Genomic DNA, 21102 nt, shown 5'->3' on the forward strand with positions numbered 1-21102 from the left:
AGTAGCCTTTTTTTGTGTGTTATAGTTCTTAAGTTAAACCATTTTAGGGAATTTTGGGGATTTTGAACCGATCTTAGAAAGTAAGTCGTCTATCATACAGGTGAATCCAGGGGGGAGCTAGTTGGGGGAGAAGAAACGGGAGAACGAGTTCGAGAGAAATGAATTGCTAAGGGAGTTGATTGATGATTATGCCGAGCAGATCAAGCGACTTGCTTATACATATGTGAAAAATTGGGCGGTAGCGGATGATATCACGCAGGAAGTATTTATATCCTGTTTTAAAAACATGGATCATTTTAGGGGAGAAAGTAGCTATAAAACCTGGCTGTTCAAAATTACCGTCAATCGCTGCAAAGATTATTTAAAGAGCAAGTGGTTTCGGTCTATCATGCCTCTTCGCAGTGATGAAAAGTTGAAAACAGTGGGTAGTCTTGATGACAATCTTATTCAAAAAAGTGAAGGCGAAGAAATTTCTCAGAAGGTGCTTTCGCTTTCGATAAAATATCGAGAAGTGATCATTTTATTTTACTATGAGGACCTAAGCATTCAAGAAATAGAAGAGTTAACAGGTATTAAAACAGAAACTATTAAAACAAGATTAAGGCGTGCCAAATTACAACTTCGTGAGCTTTATAAGGAGGTTGAGTAGATGGATGAAAAGCTGAAAGACCTTCGGAGTAAAATGAATGAAACGGTATTGAAAGAGGGTGAGGTAAGTAGAGGGTATAAGGGGCGGATTTATGAAGCGGTTATTCATTCAAAAAAGCCGAAGCGGAAAGGTACACGATTTATTCCCGTTCTTTCAACAGCAGCTTGTCTAATTCTTTTACTAATTCTCGGTTCTTACGCATTTTCTAATTTTATTGGAACAGAACAAAGTCTAGACATGAAAGAATCACAGCAAAATCTTTCTGAAGATAATCATGAGAGTAGAGAAAAAGAAGCTCCTATTGATTTTGATAAAAAGGTCTTCCAAAATCAAAATCATCAACAAATTTATGATTATTTAAAAGCATGGAAATTACCAGAACAAAATAGAATTTCATCAGAGGAATCGGGGTCTTCTAGCATCACATACGAGAATGGATATAGCTTTTCGAAAGATACTGGCTATATTTCAAGTATTGATTGGGGTGAGAGGAATCCCGAAGTTGATGAACGGCCGCTTCCAACAGAAAATCAATATATGGGCGTTGTTATGGGATATATAGATGAAAAGGCATCTGATATCGAAAGAGACCTTTTTCCGCTTCTTTTGACGAGGTACCATGATAAAGAGGTGGGGTTATCTTGGTATGTGAACGTTGATGGAATTAAAGAGATTCATAATAGAAGCGAACTGCTAATGAAACGCATGGAAGTAGCGCTGAAATACTCTGATGAACTTCCTGAACTAAAAAACGAGATAGAAAAAATTCATATAAAAGCAGAAACGCTAGCAAACGCATCAGCTTCTCTTGAAGACGATAGTGAAAAAAGAGCGAGAGAACTTGAGAACCAATATGAAGAACTTAAGAGCAGTATTGTTCAATTAGATGCGCTAATAGATGTAGCAAGAGAAGATAAAGATAAATAACAATTTTTCTGAGGAGATGTCTAACAGAATGCCATCAACAAAAACGTTACTACTATCCATAAGCATCATTGTCATTCTATCTCTAGGTCTTGGCTACTGGTTGATCTCTGATCTAAATGCAAAATTAGTGGAAGAAAAGGGTGAAACAAAGCAGTCGGGAGAGCAACCAGAAGAAGAGATTGATCCAGATCGCTACGTCGATGATGGAGCAAATTCAACAGCTGATGACACCATACCTAGTGAAAGCCATTTTATGACTACCCTTCATGGCATGACCCACCAAAAAGTATATGCGGATGAAAAATGGACGCTTGTTGAAATGACCGATAAGCGTATTGAAGATATGCTCGCGATTCTCGATAAAGTGAAAGGTGAAGGAGAATATGAACATTATGATTTCTACTACAAGGCGCTTACAAAATGGAAAAAAGGTGATTTTCAAAATGCCGTTGAGATTCATAATGAGATTTGGAGTATGGAAAACGGTAACGTAGGAAGAGCAAGTCGCTTATTGACAGCCAATGAGGAACAAGCATTTGTGGATGAGCATTACGACTAACAGTAAGAGGTTAATGAGAACTTATTATAATGAAAAGGATGAAATCAACTATGATGAAGCTAGAAGTTTCCGAAACTGAAAACCCGTTTTCCTTGATGGACTGCGATTGTGGTACAACAAGCAAAGTGGAGCAATCCATTTGAAGGTGCCAGGAGTGAAGGAGCTTCACTATGTGAAAAAGGGTTCAGACCTATATGAGCCGTTGCTTCAAGAGGTGAAGAGGGTTTCAAGAGATGATTGAATGAAGAATGGTGGAAGTTAAACAAACGTTTGATTACCTTCCTATTAGTATTCAAAAAGGAGAAGAAATAGGTTTCCTCTTAAACCAATTTTACAATCACGGGGACTGTTCTCGTGATTCGCCTTCAAGTTAAAAACTACTGTCCACTAATACGAGATACGAAAAAAACAGGTGTACTACTAATGAGTAGCACACCTGTTTTTTCTGTATTCTAAAGCAAGTGAATCAGCAGAACCGTCCCGGTGATTCCCAGACTGATTTCAACAAGAAGGATTTGACAATGTGTAAGTTCTGCTAGAATAATAAAGTATGGTAATATGATGATCTTGAAATCGAGTTGTGAAATTTCTGAAACGTAATGATTAAAAAGGAGGAAGTTGAATGTGAAGCCAAAAATTGAAGATGTTGCTAAGGTGGCGGGTGTTTCACCTACTACGGTTTCTCGTGTACTAAATAATCGGGGCTATATAGGTGAAAAGACGAGGGAGAAAGTTCATAAAGCAATGGAACAATTGAACTATTACCCGAATGAAGTTGCTCGTTCGCTTTTTATCAAAAAAACGTTCCTGATTGGTCTTATTTTCCCAACGACGAGTAACCCTTTCTATGGTCAGCTTATCTTTCACTTAGAAAACCTTGCATCTGAACTTGGTTACAAAGTGTTACTTTGTAATAGCCAGGGGCGGGAAGATAAAGAGAGAAGTTACTTAAGGATGTTACAAAGAAATCAAGTTGATGGTATTATTGCGGGTGCTCATAATAAAGGAATTGAAGAATATGAAGATCCAAACCTTCCTGTAGTGGGAATAGATCGTTATTTGTCTACCAAAATCCCTGTTGTATCAAGTGATAATTACCAGGGTGGAGAAAAGGCAACACAATTATTAATTGAAAAGGGATGTCGATCCATTGTTCATATTAATGGTCCCATTTCATTAGAAACACCAGCGAATATGCGAAGAAAAGCTTATGAAGATGTTATGGAACGCAACGGATTGACACCGCTTACGTATGAATATGAAGCAAATGATTCAGTTTTTTCTTTACTATTTGAAGAAAACCCAGAGGTAGATGGCATTTTTGCTAGTGATGATCTAATTGCTGCTAGAGTCATGCAGGAGGCTAGGAATAGAGGAATTGATATTCCTACTAAATTAAAGATAGTTGGATATGATGGCACAGAGACGACAAGACTCTTACTCCCAGAATTAACAACAATAGAGCAACCAGTAAGAGAAATAGCCGTTAAAGCTTTAGAAATATTGATGAAACAGATCAATAAAGAAGAAGATTATGAGTCAGCAACCATATTACCAGTAAAGCTAATTGAAAGTGATACTACCAGAAAGTAAGAGGGGTATTTCTCTACGCTTCTTTCTTTCGAATAGTATTTCTATTTTTTTAAAAACAATATGTCATCCGGTTGACATATGAAACCGGATGACATATTATAATCTTTGTAGACGGTTACATTTATAGGAAAATTAGAAAAAATTTATTTTGTTCATCGTTTCATGAAGTGATGCCAACGTCCGTTATTTTAAAGGGGAGGGATACAGAAGTGAAAAAGTTAATCTTACTAGTTTTCGGTTTGTGTATGGCAGTTGTGGTCGCAGCTTGTAGTGGAGAGGAAGCGTCAAGTGGTAACAAAAATGAAGTATCGATGTGGGTTCACACTTCAAATGAAACAGCTGAAGGTAAAGAGATGCAAAGTCTAATCGATCAGTTTAACGAGGAAAATGAGGAAGGCTATACAGCAAAAATTGAGTTCATTCCTAGAAGTGGAAGCGGTGGCGGTTATGAAGATAAAATCAACGCAGCTTTGACAACGGATACATTACCTGATGTATTAACACTTGATGGGCCTAATACAGCAGCATATGCTGAGGCAGGGATGATTGCACCAATCGGTGACTATATCAGCAATAAAGATGATTTATTACCAAGTATTATTCAGCAAGGTACATATAATGATGAATTATATGCAGTTGGATATTCCGAATCGGGCGTAGGTATTTTCTACAATAAACAAATGCTGGAGGATGCAGGGGTTGATTTAGCGACATTACCGACAGTTGAAGAGCCGTGGGACTGGAATGAATTCATGGACTTGAATGAAACACTTGTGAAAGAGTATGATCAACCCGCTATTGATATGGGATTAAAGGATCAAAGTGAGTGGTTAATGTATGCGTTCACACCATTCTTATGGTCGCAAGGTGGAAGCATTGTTTCTGAAGATGGCACGAAGGCAACAGGCTTCTTCAATGATGAGAATAGCGTCAAAACAATGAGTTTTATTCAAGAGATGGTTGAAAAAGGATACACGACAAAGACACCTGTAGAAAAAGGATTTCAAACTGGTAAATATCCTATGATGATGACAGGTTCATGGACGATTGCCGAAATGAAAAGTAGCTATCCTGATGTAAATTATGGCGTTATGCCTTATCCAACATCTCCGGATACGAATGAGTTAGTTTCTCCATCGGGCTCATGGCAATATGCCATGTCTGCTACAACCGATAAAGAGGAAGCGGCTGCTGCCTTAATTGATTTCTTAACGCAAACAGAGGCTCTTACAAAAATCAGTCTCGCAAATAGTGTTCTACCAGCTGCGACTTCAGTAATAGAAGAAATTAGAGGAGAAGTTTCACCTCAAATGCAAGTTCTCATTGATCAAAATGCAAAATCGGCACATGCACGACCAGTACTTCCAGGGTATCCAAAAGTAAGCCGTACATTCCAAGAAACCATCAGTGATGTCACTTATTTTGAAGAGAATCAAGATATTCAGAAATTACTCAATACCAAGTCTTCACAAATTGATAAAGCGTTACAATAATAGAATTCGTAAACCGACCTGTCTCGATTTTCAGGTCGGTTTACCTTTAAAAGGAGACATCAAAGATGAAGAAGCTCAATTCCAGTATGAACCTACCCGCATACTTATTCTTATCTCCTGCGCTAGTATTAATGGGGTTATTTCTAATTATTCCAGCTTTAATGGCAATTTACTACGCATTTACTGATTACTATTTATTAACGCCAGATAATAAACAGTTTGTCGGCTTAGATAATTTTATCGAAATTTTTAAAGACCCGATCTTCTTACAAAGTTTAAAGAATATCGTCCTCTTTGTTGTTTGTGTTATTCCAATCCAAATCGGAGCTGCATTAGGTTTGGCCCTACTGATTAACAAGAACAGAAGAGGAAATATCTTCTTTAAAATAGCTTATTTTGCTCCAGTGGTTCTTTCTTTAGTTGTTATTTCAGTACTCTGGCTTTATTTATTAAATCCATCTGAAGGTTTAATTAATGTTCTTTTGGAAAAAGTGGGAATCGAAGCCCAACCTTTTCTTTCGAGTCCTAAACAAGCTCTTTATACAATCGTTTTTGTATCTGCCTGGCAAGGTGCCGGTTACCAAATGTTGATCTTCCTAGCTGGGCTCCAAAACATCCCGAGCAGTGTTTATGAAGCTAGTAAAATTGATGGTGCAAACAAATGGCAAAATTTCATCCACATTACGCTTCCGCTGTTAAGGCCGACAACTCTGTTAATTATGATTACGACCTTTATAGCAGCATTTAAGTTAATCATTCAACCAATGGTTATGACGCAAGGTGGTCCAATGAATTCAACGATGACACCAGTTTACTATATTTATCAATCAGGATTTTCAGATCGGTTGATTGGTTATTCAAGCGCCATGACTGTTGTTTTTGGCATTGTAATTGGGCTAGTAACAATCGTTCAAAACAAGCTATCAAAGGGGGATGATGGATCATGAGCAAGCCGGTTAAGAGAATAATAGAATACTCGTTTCTCACTCTATTAGCGTCTATTTTTATTTTTCCGATGATTTGGATGATTGCATCCTCAATGAAACCTGAAGGAGATATCTATGTTGACATGGGAACCATTCAGTCTTTCTTCCCTTCAATAAATCCATCCGAGTGGTTTCAAACTTATCAGGCTTTGTTTGAAAGATTTGATGTATTGAAATATGTGTTCAATAGCGTCATGTATGCTGTCATTGTTACAGCAGGATCAATCGTAGTAAATGCGATGGCAGGGTACGCATTCGCGAAATTCAACTTTACTGGAAAGAAGTTTCTATTTGGCTTGCTTTTATCACTCTTAATCGTCCCGATGGAAACCTTGATTATTACACAATTTACAGTGGCACATGAGTTAGGAATCCTAAACACAAGAATGGCTGTTGTGTTGCCGATGCTTGCTAATATGTTATTTATCTACCTTTTTCGCAATTTCTTTAAAGCTGTTCCAGATGAAATTATTGAATCCGTTCAATTGGACGGTGCGAACTATTGGACGATTTTTTGGAAGATTATCCTCCCAATGTCAAAACCAGCGATCGCTACTGTCGGAACACTCTCCTTTATTGCAAGTTGGAATGATTATTTATGGCCACTAATGGTCTTAACGGATACAGAAAAGTTTCCGTTACAAGTTGCCATTACAAATATTAATTCGACGCCACCTGTATACACCAACCAGGTGATGGCGATTCTTACACTCTCTACAATTCCACTTATTATCGTTTATATTGTCGCTCAAAAATACTTATTACAAGGACTTGGCGGCTCAGGAACAGGAATTAAATAAGCTGCTAAAAAATAGATCTAGCATATTGGAGGATGACAAATGAAAACAAATGCCTTAGGAAAATACAGACCATATTTACATTTCGCTCCACAAAAAAACTGGATGAATGACCCGAACGGATTAATTTTCTTTGATGGAGAGTATCATTTGTTCTATCAGTATCATCCGGATAGTACGGTCTGGGGACCAATGCACTGGGGACATGCGGTTAGTAAAGATTTAATAGACTGGGAGGAGCTAGATATTGCGCTTTATCCCGATGAGCATGGAATGATCTTTTCAGGTAGTGCTGTTGTGGATTGGGAGAACACGACCGGTTTCTTTCCAAATGGACCAGGATTAGTAGCTGTTTTTACGTATCATCTTGATGGGGAAGCAGGAGCAGAACCTACACAGACGCAAGGCATCGCCTACAGTTACGATCGTGGAAGAACGTGGGTGAAATATGAAGGCAATTCTGTTTTAACTAGTGATTCAAAAGTTGATTTTAGAGATCCTAAAGTATTTTGGAATGATAAGGAAAAGAACTGGATGATGGTACTAGCTACTGGTCAAACTATCTCATTCTATTCTTCGCCTAACTTAATTAATTGGAATTTTGAAAGTGAGTTTGGGGAAGGGATAGGACTTCACACTGGCGTGTGGGAATGCCCTGATTTATTTCAGTTACAGGTACCCGAGACAGATGAAATTAAATGGGTGTTACTTGTAAGTGTTGGAGATAATCCTGAATTTGAAACAGGATCACAAACACAGTATTTTGTTGGTGAATTTGATGGGCGTACATTTAAACCAGATCACGATTCAATCCATTTACTAGACTTTGGTAAGGATAACTATGCTGGGGTTAGCTTTTCTGATATTCCTCAGATAGATGGAAGGCGCATTTATCTTGGGTGGATGAGTAACTGGCGCTATGCAAACGAAGTGCCGACGAACGGTTGGAGAAGCCAAATGACACTACCAAGAGAACTTTCTCTTCAAAAGGTAGGGGAAGAATATAATGTGAATCAATTACCAGTTAAGGAAATTGAATCATATTTCTCAATAGATAGCGTGATTGATGGAGAGGTTAGTCATGAAAATGGAACGAAAAAGTATCCAGTTGGAAGTCCTTTTGTTGATTGTTCCATAAATATTGAAAGGGAAAATTCACAACAGTTTGGCATCACTGTGAATCATTCGAAAGAACAGACTACTAATATTGAAATCGATTACAATATGAATGCTATTCGCGTGGTCCGTAAAGATTCAGGGGAAATTGATTTCTCAAGTAATTTTATTGATGATCAGATAGTGAAAGTCGAGAATATCAACGAGCTTAATTTAAGGATGATTATAGACTCTTCTTCCATTGAACTATTTATTAACGAAGGGCAATATGCACTTACTAGTTTGGTTTATCCAGATCATGCGTGTGAATCAATTTCGTTTTCTTCTATTAAAGGTAGTGTTATTCTTCGCGATGGCTATATCGCTAAACCTGCTCAATAATCACGAGAATTACAGGGGAGGTTCTCATGATTCATTTCAACGTATAAATAGGTAAAGAAGAACCAGGAGGCTATCCAACAAATGAATAGCTTTCCTGGCTTTTTTATGTATACAAGTGAATTAGCAGAACCGTCTTGCTGATTCCAACCTAATAATAGTAAAGCTCTATTCTATTTCGGGCTGGCTGTTATCATTGGTATTGCAATCGTTGCAGTAGGCGTGCTTTAATATTTGGGTTTTTAAGCTATGAAAAACAGTACGGTTTAATCGCAACGCTATTCCTGATATGTGAAACCCGATATATTGTCCAGAATTCCAATTTATTGTCCAAAATCGAAATATATTAGCCAAACTGAGATTATATTGGCCAAATCTAGGCTTTATTAGCCAAATCCTCAAAATAGAAAGCCACTCGCTCATGTAAGCGGGTGAATCACGGGGATGGTTCTCGTGATTCATGTCGGAGTTTAAACAGGATTACACAAATATGAGCTCAAGAAAATTCAGGAGGCTAATAGTTCAATTGATTAGTTCACCTGAATTCTCTGTTTTGTGTAAGCAAGTGAATCGGCAGAACCGTCCCGTTGATTATGCATATCTTTACGATTGGGAAAACATTTATCTATACTAAAAATAAAAGAAAGCCCAGATTTAATCTGGGCTTTCTTTTTTAATTACTCATGTTTTTAACATCATCAATTGTTGAAAAGATCCTAATATAAACGTTTCTTATGTTTTCATCATTTAGTTTGTCATTATAAAGTCCGTAACCCCAATGAGTTAACTCTTCCTTATGAAAATAAACTCCAGTAGCATATATAAGACTATCTACTTCAGGATATTTCTCATAAGAATACTTTTCATACACAAATGGGACGTATGATTTACTTGATTCAATAAAGAAAAAAGGTATATTTGTATTTTTATAAACTTTTGCATATTTACCCTGGGATGCTTTGATTAAGTTCTCTTTAGTAATAATAACGGCATCAATTTCTTCCGGTTTTGGTTTTAACTTTTCCATCTCCTCAAAAGTAATATTGGTAAACTTCACCTTCTCCTCATTCAAGTTTGGAATATCTCCAATTACTGCAACTTCTAAATCACTACCATCGTATTCAATATAGTCTGTAGAATCTGTAGTTTCTGTACTACAACCTAATAAATTTAATAATAGAGATAGGACAATCAAAATATATAATCTCTTCATGTAAACCTCCAAAACTTTTTCTTACATTATATCAAGAAGGTCACGAGTTCCGACCAATAAATCCCAAATTAAGGATTAAGTCATACTAAAATAATTAGGTTAAAATATGACCTTCTCATTTATAGGTATTTTATAACAGATAGGTATGCTTGAAGAAGAATCGCGGCGGGGTTTTCGTGATTCTTTTTGGTTTAAGGAATACGCCCCCCCACTAAAAGAAACCACCAAAACCTCCTAACGTACCACTTCTTTAAACTTCACCACAATAACTCCCCATGTAAAACTACCTATTTTCCAAAAACCTCCTAGTCCATACGTTTCGTTTTAAAACTAATCAAAAGGTGGAGCAGCCTAAAAACGAGAACTCCTCAGTTGTAGACTTTTAAAACTGAGGAGGAATCGAATGAGTCCAAAAAAGAACGTAACGTTATTATGCAGTACCCTGTTATTGTCATCTGTACTTGTTAGTCCTACTATGGCAGCGCCAAATGAACAACGTGCTGCAGCGCAAAGTCAAGAATACGCTACTTCAGGTTTTATCAGTCATGCTGAGTTAAGTAAAAGACTTAAGCAGATTGATAAGAACAGCCAGGGCCAAGTGAATGTAGAAGTTGCTGGTTACTCCAACCAGGGGCGTGAAATCTATAAGGCGACGGTTGGTTCAGGAGAGAAAGTTATTTTATTGCAAAGTGAAATTCATGGGAATGAAAAAACGGGGACGGCTGCGTTGTTGAAGATGTTGCAACACCTTGGGTCTAACTCCCCAGAAGCTAAGAAAATCAGAAGTGAAGTGACGATTGTTGCTATGCCGATGATCAATCCTGATGCGACGGAATTAAATCGACGGGGAAATGACATGTCGTGGAGTGAAGTAGTGGAGGATTTTCCACAGCTCGCTAGTGCGTCGCCATCATGGAATTACTACACGTATACCAATCAATACTGGGATTACGCTTCTAATCCTGGCTTTGACGTAAACCGTGACTTTAATCCGAATCTCGACTATGTGCCTCAACCTGAAGATTTTCCAAATAACTCATCAAATCCTGGGTGGTACATTACCCCTGAAGCTCAAACGGTTCGTGATGTTTACAAAGGATTGATGGATGAGTTTGGCAAAGTAGATGTGTTTGTCGATTTGCATCATCAGGGCGAGTATTATGTAGAAGGCACGGATGATAAAGTGACGCTCTCGATTTCCGGTGATTTTATTCCTGATCCTGATAGTACTGAAGGAACGAAATATAGTGAGTATGCAGATACATATAATGGTGAGTTTTCAAAACAGTTAAATGTAGCTGCTTATAACGCCTTACAGGAGAGGGGTAATTCTCCATTTGATCATATTACTCTGTATCCACAAAATCTTGATTTGCCAGGTACAGCACTTGGTTCATTTGCGTTAAATGGAAGTGGCGCTGTGCTGTTTGAAGTAACGGGTCAAACGCAAAGTTATGGTCAAAAGCGAATTGGGCAGCTGGTTAAAGCGGTTGAACTTGGACTTTACGGTATTATCGATGGCGTGACGAGCGGAGATGTGTATTCGATTGATCCCGAGGATTATGACGATATCCCACTGACAGATCGCGATCAAGATTATGGTCATTAAATCGTTTTAATAATACAACCGAGAATTTATCTTACTAGGAGGAGAACTATGAAAAAACAAGTTCTATCGTTAACAATAGCCGGAACAATGTTAGTGTCAGGATCATTTTTAACAGGGAATACGGTACTTGCTGGAGAGAACGGACCTAATGGACCAAACTACGGTGGCAATGAAACGATAAAGAACGAACGTCTGCATTCTTATGAAGAGATGGTAAGTTTTCTAGAAAAAGTGGATAAGCGCTCTGAAGCACTGGAATTAGAAGTTTACGGTCAATCAGTAAAAGGGAGAGATCTCTACCTCGCTAAGTTTGGTAGTATGAACGAAGACAACCCAACGATCCTTTTCTTAACCCAGCAGCATGGGAACGAAGCGTTAACAACTGAAGGCGCTTTGGAGATGATTAAATATTTATCTTCGAGCGGGAAGAATGTACAAGATATTCTTGAGAATGTAAATGTGCTTATTGCTCCACGATTAAACGTAGATGGGGCAGAAGGGGATGTCAATTTCTCATTAGAAGACTATGTATCTGGTACTCATACTAGATATAATGCGAATGAGGTAGACCTTAACCGTGATCACGTCGATCGTAATCAGCCTGAAACGAAGGCTTTGCATGAGAACGTGCTGCAGAAATATCAACCGGATTATATGATTGATCTCCATCACCAAGGAACGCAAACGACGTTAGGAGACACAGGAGAACTAGTCTCCGGTTCGATTTTATATCCAACAAACGAAGCTGTAGACCCTGAGGTTCGGGAACAATCTAAGAAACTAGGTGCCGTTGTTTATAATGCTGTTGATGCAAAAGGATATGGCCTACTTTCGAAGTATCCAGGAGGAAGTGCGCCAACGATTAGCCGAAACGGATTAGCTATGGAATATGGTATCGCAACACTTCTGTTCGAAATGCGCGGAATGGCGGATCATTACCGTGACGACTACGTTCTAGGGCAGAAGAGCAATGGCTATTTAATTCAACAAGCGGTTACTGCGATGAAAGCTAGTTTAGAAGCACTAGCAGATGATTCAATTGATTCGACTGATACTTCTTTCTGGGATACGTTGCCAGAGAGTAATTATGATGGAGAATAAGTAGAATAAAAGGTACGAACCTTCGTTTTTCATTGAATCACTGGGACGGTTCTCATGATTCTATAAAATAGTAAATAGATAAAGGAAGGTCACTAGTGAATTCATATGTTCACTATGACACTCAAGAATACGAGAAAAACCAGGGTGCTAACTAATCTATTTAGTAGCTCATCTGGTTTTTTGTTTTGGGTAAGCAAATGAATAAGCAGATCTGCCCCGGTGATTCTCCAAATTTACTAAATTAATATAGTCCTGTAACTTTCTATTATTATTTTTCTTTTATGATGAGGATGTCTTAAACATAACCGATGGGGAAGTTGAGCGAGTACATAGGACTCATTAAAAAAGTAGGTAATAGGAGGAAAATTATGCGGAAGATTATATTGGTAATGACGGGTGTTCTGCTAATCAGTATGTTCACAACTGTATTTGCAGAAAACAATGAGAACCACGATGTAACAGAATCATTTAAAGAGTTGTCTCGGAGCACAAATTGGGATAAAAAAGATCAAGTTAATTTACAGTTCGATGCGTATCATCCTCAAGGAATGACTCAAGTTGGAGACAAATTCTACATGTCATCAGTTGAAATTATTGAAAAGCCTAAAAAGTACAGTAATGCACAAAATGGTTATGACCGTTCTGCCGGAAAAGGAATAGGGCATCTTTTTGTTTTCAGTAAACAAGGAGAGTTGCTGAAAGATATTAAACTTGGTGAAGGTGACATGTATCATCCTGGAGGCATCGACTTTGATGGAAAAAATATTTGGGTGCCGACTGCTGAATACCGTCCAGACAGTAAATCCATTGTTTATAAAATCAATACAGAAACCCTAGAAGTTGAAGAAGCGTTCAGAGTAAACGACCATATCGGTGGCGTTGTTCATAATGATAAAAACGGAAAAATACTCGGAGTTAGTTGGGGATCACGTAAATATTATGTATGGGGTAAAAAAGGGAATGGATTGAAGATGGAGAACAATCAAAGTCATTTCATTGATTATCAGGATTGCGAATATGTAGGTCAAGACAAAATGATTTGCAGCGGTATCTCTGAATTAGATGATCCGAACTCGAATACAGGAAAATATGAGCTCGGTGGTTTAGCGTTGCTTGATACGAAAACGTTCAATATAGAGCATGAAGTTCCAGTAGCAGAGTTTTCTTCCGAGGGTCATGTCATTACGCGTAATCCTGTTTTTCTTAAGAAATCAGATAATGGAATTAAACTATTTGCTATACCTGATGACGATGAGCAAGCATCACTCATGATATATGAAGCAAAGAATTAGGAGTCATGAGTGTCACGGTGATGTCTAGGCTTTGATACGCTATCCTTTATCTGTGAATCCCGATATATTGTCCATAATCCCAGTTTATTGTCCAAAATCGTAATATATTGTCCAAATTAAGATTATATTGGCCAAATCTAGCATTTATTAGCCAAAACATTAAAAGCGACTAACCTTTTGATTATCAATAGGCTAGTCGCTTGATTTAAATTATTTAATGAACTAAATTCACTTAAGTTGTGAACCGTTACTTCGCATACGTTTCCTTAATAATCGGTACAGACAACGCACCAACAACAAGCAAGACACCGGAAAGTAAAATCATGAACGGCATGGAAGATCCGATCAATGGGAACAACACGAAACTTAAGAGAGACGCAATGATTTGTGGCAAACAAATACTACCGTTAAACAGCCCAAGATAGGTTCCCATATTCTTTCCTTTTAGAGCGTTCGTGAGGATCGTGAATGGGAACGTCATCATCGCTGCCCATGCAATTCCAATTAAGGTAAATGAAACAACTAGTGCCCATTGATTGTGGATGAAGAAGACTGAACCAAATCCGATCCCACCTAACAATAAGCTAATCGCATAAAATGGTTTTCTCTGGTCGTTTGGCATACGGGATAGTACAAGTGACCATATGACAGCACCAATGGATTGCACAGCCGTTAAAATACCAAACCAGTTCCCTGCATCTTGATAGGCTGCGCTCGCTGGATCACTCGTATTCCAAACGTTGATGGCAATTGCCCCCGTGCCGTACGTCCATAAGTATTGAAAACCCATCCAACAGAATAACTGAACGAGTGTCACTGTCCAAAACACTTTTGGAGCGCTAGCTAGTAATTTGAAAAGGTTTGCTTTTTCTTTCGTAGATTCCTTAGAAATTCCGTGATACAAAGCAAACTCATCTGGATCATACTCTCTCACTTTAAAGACTGTAATAAGACTGCAAATGATGAGAACACCGGCTCCAGCGTAGAATGAAATAACAACCGATTGTGGAATAACGCCCTTTGGCGCACTATTTGAGACACCAATCACTGTTAAAGCAAAAGGAAAAATACTTGCTAATACAGCACCACTGTTTGATAGAAAGCTTTGGATCGAATAAGCAAATCCTTTTTGTTCTTTGTTAACCATGTCTCCAACCATCATTTTAAAGGGTTGCATCGCCATGTTGGATGAGACATCCATAAAGAGAATGGCAACGGCTCCAAATGTCATGGCTGTTACAGCACTGAATCCAAAGCTACCTGAATTGGGTAGTAGACACATAACAATAACAGCAACTACAGCCCCAACTAATAAATAAGGGATTCGCCTGCCAAGCCTTGGCATCCAGGTACGGTCTGAGAAATAACCAACTAATGGTTGGACCACTAGACCTGCTAGAGGTGGGAGTATAAAGAACAAACCTAGATTATGAGGATCTGCGCCAAGCGTTTGGAATATGCGTCCCATATTTGCACTTTGCAGTGAGAAGGCCATTTGCACACCTAGAAACCCGAAACTAATTAACCAAATTGTACTGATTGGTAGAAATGGTAATTCTTTTTGATATCTTTGCTCGCTGACAACTTTTTCTTCTAACATAATTCCCTCCTGTTAATGCACGATCAGTCGCAATGAACATCTTAATTGAACAACTTTTCTTTAAATGCAATCGCTTGCACATAAATCCAAAAAATAAGTGCTGTTATGATTAGAGCGACAGATTGCTAATTTTCCTATAGATGATGCGCCTCTGGACTGTGTTTAGATACTGTCCCGATCAGGCTATATGTAGAACTTCTAAGATAGAATTGATTGCTGATCCAAACATGGAATCAATTCCTTATTATGGGTAAAAAATAACACTTGGATAGTATATACCATAGTACAGTAGTTAAGCAAGCGTTTGCACAAATTTCAAAGAAAGGAATTCTAATTCTGAAAGGGAGTCATGAAGATGGTTCTCATGTATACTCTTTTATCGTAATTTCATTTAAAAATTCAAAGATACCCAGGAGGCTAGTTAGTCTATCATTAGCCTTGCCTTCTAGGTTTCTGTTTTGTGTAGCCATTTGAAACAGCAGAACCGTCCCGGTGATTCCCTCTCATCTTCTATATTATTTTTAATAATTTTACTAGCTCATCTGAAGATTGAAGTTTAAAAGAATAACCATAATGAATAAGGTCTTTACCAGTATGCTGTCTTTTAGGGAACTGTCTGAAAGAAGTGCTATGATTCAACCCGAATGATTTATCAAGTAGTTGTTGGTTTGCTTGTACTAATTTGGGGTTTAGTATAATCGTAATTTCTTTGTTTGGGATCAAGTAGATAACCTCACCACTTGTTCCATGTTCAAACTCGATTGATTTAGTTGTTTCCTTTGAAATGGTGAAATGATTTTCGATAAAATTTCTTTTGAGATTTTCCATAAAGACTCCTAACTTTAACTGTTTTATTATGCATTTATTGATTCAGGAATCGTCGCCTATCTCATCCCCGTATTAATGGCGATCCCTTTTAATTAACTCAAGAATTCCCTGACCAAACTCCTCTGCTTTTTTTGGACCAATTCCTTCAATATTCAAAAGCTCTTTCATACTAGCCGGTCGTTTTGTAAGAATATCTTCTAGCGTACGATTCGTGAAGATATAATAAGGCTTCACATTTAATTCTTTTGAGCGGGTGGTTCGAAATTCAACGAGTGATAACCTTAGAAGCTCACCATTTCCTTTATTAACGTTATCAACTGAATCTTCTTTAGAAGCAGCAAGTTGTGAATGAGCTTCACTATGAGCTATCTCGTATACTGGAAGATCTTTACCTCTCCGGATGATTGCTAATAGATCTTCTCCATATTCAGAGGCTATTTTAGATCCAACTCCTTCTATTTCTAGAAGCTCGTCAACTGTGGAGGGCTGCTTTAATAGGAATTCTTCTAACATTTTATTCGTGAAAATATGATAGGGTTTACGCCCTAGTTCTTGAGACTTTTTTAATCGATAGGCAACTAGCATTGCTTTTAAATCCTGGTCTGTTTCTTGATCGTTATAGGCACTAGAAAGACTAGTCTCTTTTTTTACAGTGGGTGGAGGGGAATCGAGTACATAGCTTTCTTGATTAAATGGTTTTTGTTTATGATTTTGAAGAATGGTATCGGCTATTTGATAAAGTTGCTGATCTAACATAAAAACAGGGGACTTCTTATCAAGTTCACTTTTCAAAAATGTTTTAATCTGATCATGACGAATAACGTTGGATTGAATATTGGCGGGTGCATTTTTTGATAGGTCTAGGATCGTTTTCGGGTTGGCAAAGGTAACAGCGTATCGAATCGGACATTTCGTGATTGTGCCGTTAGATTTGAGAAGTTTTTCAAGAATCTCGACGTGTCGCCCAACCTGATTAATTGGGCTATACATGCCCTCTTTATTCACAACTCGATTGTTCTTCGTAATCACGCGTTGGAATTCCCCTTTATCTGTAACGTGAATATTACCAAACAGTTTTTTTACTTCCAAGACAAGAATGAATTTGTGTGTAATGATGACAAAATCCATCTGCGCTTGATATTCTTCGAATTCTAAATAGACGTCATGCAAAATGAGATAGGGAAGCATGGCGTTTTGAAGTTCAAATAAAACTTGTTGTTCACCAGTTTGACCTATAGAAAAGAGTTTAAGATGGTTATCGATCTTCTTATTGTCCAGGTTTGCAGCGTTGCTTAATTTCAAGTCTGTTAAACTCTTTAGAATTGCTGAGGTTTCGGTACTTTCTTTATAGAGAATGGATTCTTTTATATCACGTTTATCAGTCAGAATATTGAACACGTTTTTTAGAAGAGACATAGTTGACCTCGCTATTTGTAAATTTGGGGTTTCTGAAGAAAATAATAAACTGGGGTATATGTAATGATTTGTAAGTAATGTTATAAGTATACCAAAACAAATGGGGGTGTTTGAAGTTTTGGGAAAAAGTATTTAACACTCCCTGCATTCGTCGTCTAATTCTATGAGAACGATCTTAAGATTCCTAATTCCTAGGTAAAAGTGAATAAGTCTAATAGACTATTTTTGATAAAAAGGTAATTACCAGGAAGCGTTTAAATAATTTTCATTTATACTATAAAAATAGGAAGCAATTATTGATCGTTGTGAAAAACTGAAGAGGGAGCTAACTATGACTAAAAAAAGATATCTATATACTGGCATCCTTTGCAGTGCATTATTTCTGGGAGGTTGTTCTGCTTTGACGAATACAAACGATGAACCGAATAAAAAGAAGGAACAAAATGAAGAAAAACAAACTTCTAATGAATCAGTAGAGGATCAATACTTTAAATCTGTACAGGATTATACAGCGGAGGAATATTCATTACCGAATGGCAGTGAAACTGACAAAATTGCAGAGGAACATAAAGAAGAAGTACATAAGGCAGTGAAGGCATACTTTAAGGAAAACTATAAAACGGATGTTAAGGTACATAACATTGTTGGAGCGGTAGATGGTGCGAGTGTTTCTGTGGAATCAATTGGCAAGCCACACTTTTATTCCTATGCCATTATTCCAGTCGATACACAAACCGAGGAAGTGGATCCTAATGGTGTTTGGTCTCAAGAAGGGCAAATCAACGGAGCAATTGTAAGTGGGCTATACGCTTGGATTTTTGAAGACAAATTTAGGAATCTTGATCAATATATAGAAGGGAAAGTTAAAGAGTATCCGATTATCGGTATACGTGAGGAAGCTAATCAGAATGGTGCTGGCAACTATCATACAACCCCTTACTATAAACTGGTATTTTATGGTGGGGATTTGGAAGAAAAGCTTTTAGAAGGTTATTTGGAAGATCCAAAACGATCAAGAGAAGAATGGGCAAAATTGTTAGAGGGTGAATCAATTAATCCTGCTAGAGTTGGTGTTCTAATACAACTTTATATGGAAGAACCTGATGTTGAACCAAATTCGGAAATATTTGATCAAATTGTAACCGATTTGTCGAATATGGACGGGCTACCTGTCGGAAAGTATAGCTTTCTACTTCATGACAATACGATTGATAAAACTAGAGGACAGAATACGAAGGAAAATACCCTAGAAAGAGCTGCTCCAAATTACATTGTTAAACAATAAAGTTATATATATCTTAAAAAGGTGGAGGTATACTTGAAAGCTGTACAAAACAATAATATTAGTGATAAGGATCTTGTAGAACTTTCAGGTTTTCACGCTTACAGGGAACTTTTTGCTTCTGAAAGATTTCAAGTGAATGAAAATACGTACGAAGTAATTGATCGTATTATAATTAATTCATCAGGCTTGAATGCAATTACAGTCCAAAAAGTTACAGATGATATCAATTCAGTGGAAATAGCAGTTATCTACGTAGGAACTGACCCCAAAAATAAACAAGATGTTATAACTGATCTTCAACTCATTGGTGCCGACACCCCGCAGCAGTTAAAGGACGCTGGTCAATATTTCAATGATATGGAAGAGAAGTTCGGAGAAATCTCATACGTAGCAGGAAACTCTCTAGGTGGAGCACTCGCAAACTCAATCGCAGTTAAAAATAAGGACGTTAAAAGTGTGACGTTAAACCCTGCTATTTTACCAGGTGATTTAATAGATCCTACAAATTTAGAGGTTAATAGCACAAACTATTTTATGGAATACGATCCTTTAACAAATGGGGAAGAAGCTTTGGGGCTGGGTTATCGCATACCAGGAAAAGCTTATCGTATCGGTGGAGGAACTCCAACTGGATCGCTTCTTTTAGGTGCTAACCACACTGGCTATTTAGACGGAGATATGAAAGACCAACAAGTTGAAGTTGGCGTGAAGGGAGAACCGGGTTACGGGTTTATCCGAATTGGTGCTGATGAGCACATTGTAACAAGCATCTGGACTGGTGAGTCACTACATGCAGGGAATTCAAGTCGCATTGAACTTAATGCAGAAACCATTGATACCCTGTATCAAGGGATATTTGATCTTGTAGCGAATCGTCTTTCTCTTTCTACAGAATACATCGGAAATTCTGTTAGTATCGTTGAGGATGAGCGAGCAAAATTTGAAGAGCGTGTAACAAATTTAAAAGAAACATTCTCTAACTTTGTCGAAGATCTAACCTCTTCCCCGGTATTAAAGGGGATTACATCAACCGGTTACCTCATACAGGTGGAAATTGAGAATATGAGAAAACTTTTGTATATGGCAGAGGATCGTTTTAGGGGTCTGAATTCGTATCTTAATTCTCCTCCAGCTGAGATTGCTGAACATATTTTTAAGATTGATGTTAGCGTGGAAAGTATCTTTGGTGATATTCAGCGGAAAATTAATGAAATGGAAAGCCATTTCGAGGATCTTGTACAGCATATGACTTACATACGCGAGAATAAACTCCCTGAATTGTTTGAGGGAGGAACGGATTACTTTTATGACGCCATAGTTGGCGAGTTAGCATCTCATTACGAGATTATCAATCAGAATAAAGACTTGTTATCAGGTCAAATCATGAGCTTTGGAACGAGTGTTTCCGAAACGGCAGCGTCACTCTTTGATCGTGACCTTTCATTAGCGGCTTCTATTGAGTCGAAAGTAAGCCAACTTCAACAGGTTAAGAAGATATCAAAAATAGAAAAATCCCGTTTGATTGATTCTGAGTATTTACCAAATGGACTCTCCATTAAAGAAAAAGTTCTGGAAGAAGCGACAGAGAAAATTGTAAATGCTATTTGGATGCATATTATTCCGCCTCTCTCAACAATAAAAGGGATACTGTCTGCATTTGGTAGTATGCTACAAGCTCTCATTAATTCTATTCGGTATATACAAGTTCAATCCACTTCCTCGTTGCCAGTCAAATTACTAGGCTTATTCAGCAGTTTTGATGAAAAGATCAACGAGTTTGTATCCCTCACAATTAACCCATTAGAACAGCTACTTAATATGGTAGAAGGTCTCGAAGAAGGCACCCAACAACTGTTAACAAACTTCCCTGAGTTAATTGATCGCTTCAAACCTTACATCGATACAGCTCTTTTTAACATTAGCAAGTACGAAGATGTTCGGTTATACAATTTGAGTTCTACCGATATTTTAGAAGAAATGACCCTATTATTTTCGGATGTAATCAACCAACTCTCTCATCAAAAAGCTGTATCGGTCGATGCTTTAGTTGAAGCATCTGAACAAGTTGTTCATAATCTCAAACTTCTTCATACACAGGTTGAAAGAGGAACGGTTATGTAGAAGCATGTGACTATTAAAAGTCATGTGCTTTTATTTATTTATAAAAATCACCGACGAATCACGGGGACGGTTCTCATGATTCACTATTAGACTTACTTAAAAACTCAAGTAAAACTAGGAAGCAAACTAATTTAATTAG

Annotated in this window: 17 protein-coding genes; 13 read left to right on the forward strand and 4 right to left on the reverse strand. The window is 37.7% G+C overall.

Annotated elements, in window-relative coordinates:
* Positions 1–121 precede the first annotated feature (121 nt).
* The 8 genes from FBF83_RS09175 to FBF83_RS09210 all read left to right on the forward strand — a co-directional run bounded on the left by FBF83_RS09175 (position 122) and on the right by FBF83_RS09210 (position 8501).
* Positions 122–649 (forward strand): sigma-70 family RNA polymerase sigma factor, encoded by a 528-nt coding sequence (locus tag FBF83_RS09175; RefSeq protein WP_136946850.1) that lies wholly within the window; start codon positions 122–124, stop codon positions 647–649.
* Positions 650–1576 (forward strand): hypothetical protein, encoded by a 927-nt coding sequence (locus FBF83_RS09180; RefSeq protein ID WP_136946851.1) that lies wholly within the window; start codon positions 650–652, stop codon positions 1574–1576.
* Positions 1577–1604: 28 nt separating this feature from the next.
* Entirely contained in the window at positions 1605–2135 is a 531-nt protein-coding gene (locus tag FBF83_RS09185) for a DUF6241 domain-containing protein (RefSeq protein ID WP_136946852.1), read from the forward strand.
* 624 nt (positions 2136–2759) lie between these two features.
* On the forward strand, positions 2760–3728 hold the full coding sequence (locus FBF83_RS09190; RefSeq protein ID WP_136946853.1) for a LacI family DNA-binding transcriptional regulator: 969 nt from the start codon (positions 2760–2762) through the stop codon (positions 3726–3728).
* Between the two features lie 209 nt (positions 3729–3937).
* Complete coding sequence (locus FBF83_RS09195) at positions 3938–5221, forward strand: ABC transporter substrate-binding protein (protein WP_240688042.1); 1284 nt, start codon at positions 3938–3940, stop codon at positions 5219–5221.
* A gap of 65 nt (positions 5222–5286) precedes the next feature.
* Entirely contained in the window at positions 5287–6168 is an 882-nt protein-coding gene (locus tag FBF83_RS09200) for a carbohydrate ABC transporter permease (RefSeq protein ID WP_136946854.1), read from the forward strand.
* Positions 6165–7007, forward strand: a complete 843-nt coding sequence (locus tag FBF83_RS09205; RefSeq protein WP_136946855.1) for a carbohydrate ABC transporter permease — start codon at positions 6165–6167, stop codon at positions 7005–7007. The genes FBF83_RS09200 and FBF83_RS09205 overlap by 4 nt, the downstream gene beginning before the upstream one ends.
* Positions 7008–7046: 39 nt before the next feature.
* Entirely contained in the window at positions 7047–8501 is a 1455-nt protein-coding gene (locus FBF83_RS09210; RefSeq protein WP_136946856.1) for a glycoside hydrolase family 32 protein, read from the forward strand.
* A gap of 670 nt (positions 8502–9171) precedes the next feature.
* On the opposite strand, the gene FBF83_RS09215 is transcribed toward FBF83_RS09210, so the two are convergent.
* Positions 9172–9711, reverse strand: a complete 540-nt coding sequence (locus FBF83_RS09215; protein WP_136946857.1) for a hypothetical protein — start codon at positions 9709–9711, stop codon at positions 9172–9174.
* A 403-nt stretch (positions 9712–10114) separates the two neighbouring features.
* On the opposite strand from FBF83_RS09215, the gene FBF83_RS09220 reads away from it, so the two are divergent.
* The 3 genes from FBF83_RS09220 to FBF83_RS09230 all read left to right on the forward strand — a co-directional run bounded on the left by FBF83_RS09220 (position 10115) and on the right by FBF83_RS09230 (position 13713).
* Positions 10115–11320: a M14 family zinc carboxypeptidase gene (locus FBF83_RS09220; RefSeq protein WP_136946858.1), complete on the forward strand. Its 1206-nt coding sequence runs from the start codon at positions 10115–10117 to the stop codon at positions 11318–11320.
* 48 nt (positions 11321–11368) lie between these two features.
* On the forward strand, positions 11369–12421 hold the full coding sequence (locus FBF83_RS09225) for a M14 family metallopeptidase (protein ID WP_136946859.1): 1053 nt from the start codon (positions 11369–11371) through the stop codon (positions 12419–12421).
* A gap of 368 nt (positions 12422–12789) precedes the next feature.
* Positions 12790–13713, forward strand: a complete 924-nt coding sequence (locus tag FBF83_RS09230) for a DUF6454 family protein (RefSeq protein WP_136946860.1) — start codon at positions 12790–12792, stop codon at positions 13711–13713.
* A gap of 247 nt (positions 13714–13960) precedes the next feature.
* On the opposite strand, the gene FBF83_RS09235 is transcribed toward FBF83_RS09230, so the two are convergent.
* The 3 genes from FBF83_RS09235 to FBF83_RS09245 form a co-directional block, all read right to left on the reverse strand.
* Positions 13961–15313, reverse strand: coding sequence for an SLC45 family MFS transporter (locus FBF83_RS09235; protein ID WP_136946861.1), 1353 nt, complete (start codon positions 15311–15313; stop codon positions 13961–13963).
* Positions 15314–15823: 510 nt separating this feature from the next.
* Positions 15824–16141 carry a hypothetical protein gene (locus tag FBF83_RS09240; protein WP_136946862.1) on the reverse strand — a complete coding sequence of 106 codons (318 nt, stop codon included), beginning with the start codon at positions 16139–16141 and terminating at the stop codon, positions 15824–15826.
* 72 nt (positions 16142–16213) lie between these two features.
* Positions 16214–17557 carry an HRDC domain-containing protein gene (locus FBF83_RS09245; RefSeq protein WP_136946863.1) on the reverse strand — a complete coding sequence of 448 codons (1344 nt, stop codon included), beginning with the start codon at positions 17555–17557 and terminating at the stop codon, positions 16214–16216.
* 400 nt (positions 17558–17957) lie between these two features.
* Between FBF83_RS09245 and FBF83_RS09250 the strand changes: the two genes are divergently transcribed.
* Both FBF83_RS09250 and FBF83_RS09255 read left to right on the forward strand, forming a co-directional pair.
* The gene (locus tag FBF83_RS09250) at positions 17958–18842 is read left to right on the forward strand and encodes a DUF1672 family protein (protein ID WP_169525304.1); all 885 of its coding nucleotides are present in this window, start codon (positions 17958–17960) and stop codon (positions 18840–18842) included.
* A gap of 33 nt (positions 18843–18875) precedes the next feature.
* On the forward strand, positions 18876–20963 hold the full coding sequence (locus FBF83_RS09255) for an SA1320 family protein (protein WP_136946865.1): 2088 nt from the start codon (positions 18876–18878) through the stop codon (positions 20961–20963).
* Positions 20964–21102: the final 139 nt, after the last annotated feature.

It is taken from the genome of Guptibacillus hwajinpoensis (assembly GCF_005144865.1).
Lineage (GTDB): Bacteria > Bacillota > Bacilli > Bacillales > Guptibacillaceae > Guptibacillus > Guptibacillus hwajinpoensis_A.

What these genes read in the sequence shown, in the direction of transcription:
- FBF83_RS09210 (WP_136946856.1), top strand. Translation starts at nt 7,047, where the DNA reads ATGAAAACAAATGCCTTAGGAAAATACAGACCATATTTACATTTCGCT.
- FBF83_RS09185 (WP_136946852.1), top strand. Translation starts at nt 1,605, where the DNA reads ATGCCATCAACAAAAACGTTACTACTATCCATAAGCATCATTGTCATT.
- FBF83_RS09230 (WP_136946860.1), top strand. Translation starts at nt 12,790, where the DNA reads ATGCGGAAGATTATATTGGTAATGACGGGTGTTCTGCTAATCAGTATG.
- FBF83_RS09225 (WP_136946859.1), top strand. Translation starts at nt 11,369, where the DNA reads ATGAAAAAACAAGTTCTATCGTTAACAATAGCCGGAACAATGTTAGTG.
- FBF83_RS09180 (WP_136946851.1), top strand. Translation starts at nt 650, where the DNA reads ATGGATGAAAAGCTGAAAGACCTTCGGAGTAAAATGAATGAAACGGTA.
- FBF83_RS09220 (WP_136946858.1), top strand. Translation starts at nt 10,115, where the DNA reads ATGAGTCCAAAAAAGAACGTAACGTTATTATGCAGTACCCTGTTATTG.
- FBF83_RS09200 (WP_136946854.1), top strand. Translation starts at nt 5,287, where the DNA reads ATGAAGAAGCTCAATTCCAGTATGAACCTACCCGCATACTTATTCTTA.
- FBF83_RS09215 (WP_136946857.1), bottom strand. Translation starts at nt 9,711, where the DNA reads ATGAAGAGATTATATATTTTGATTGTCCTATCTCTATTATTAAATTTA.
- FBF83_RS09240 (WP_136946862.1), bottom strand. Translation starts at nt 16,141, where the DNA reads ATGGAAAATCTCAAAAGAAATTTTATCGAAAATCATTTCACCATTTCA.
- FBF83_RS09205 (WP_136946855.1), top strand. Translation starts at nt 6,165, where the DNA reads ATGAGCAAGCCGGTTAAGAGAATAATAGAATACTCGTTTCTCACTCTA.
- FBF83_RS09245 (WP_136946863.1), bottom strand. Translation starts at nt 17,557, where the DNA reads ATGTCTCTTCTAAAAAACGTGTTCAATATTCTGACTGATAAACGTGAT.
- FBF83_RS09235 (WP_136946861.1), bottom strand. Translation starts at nt 15,313, where the DNA reads ATGTTAGAAGAAAAAGTTGTCAGCGAGCAAAGATATCAAAAAGAATTA.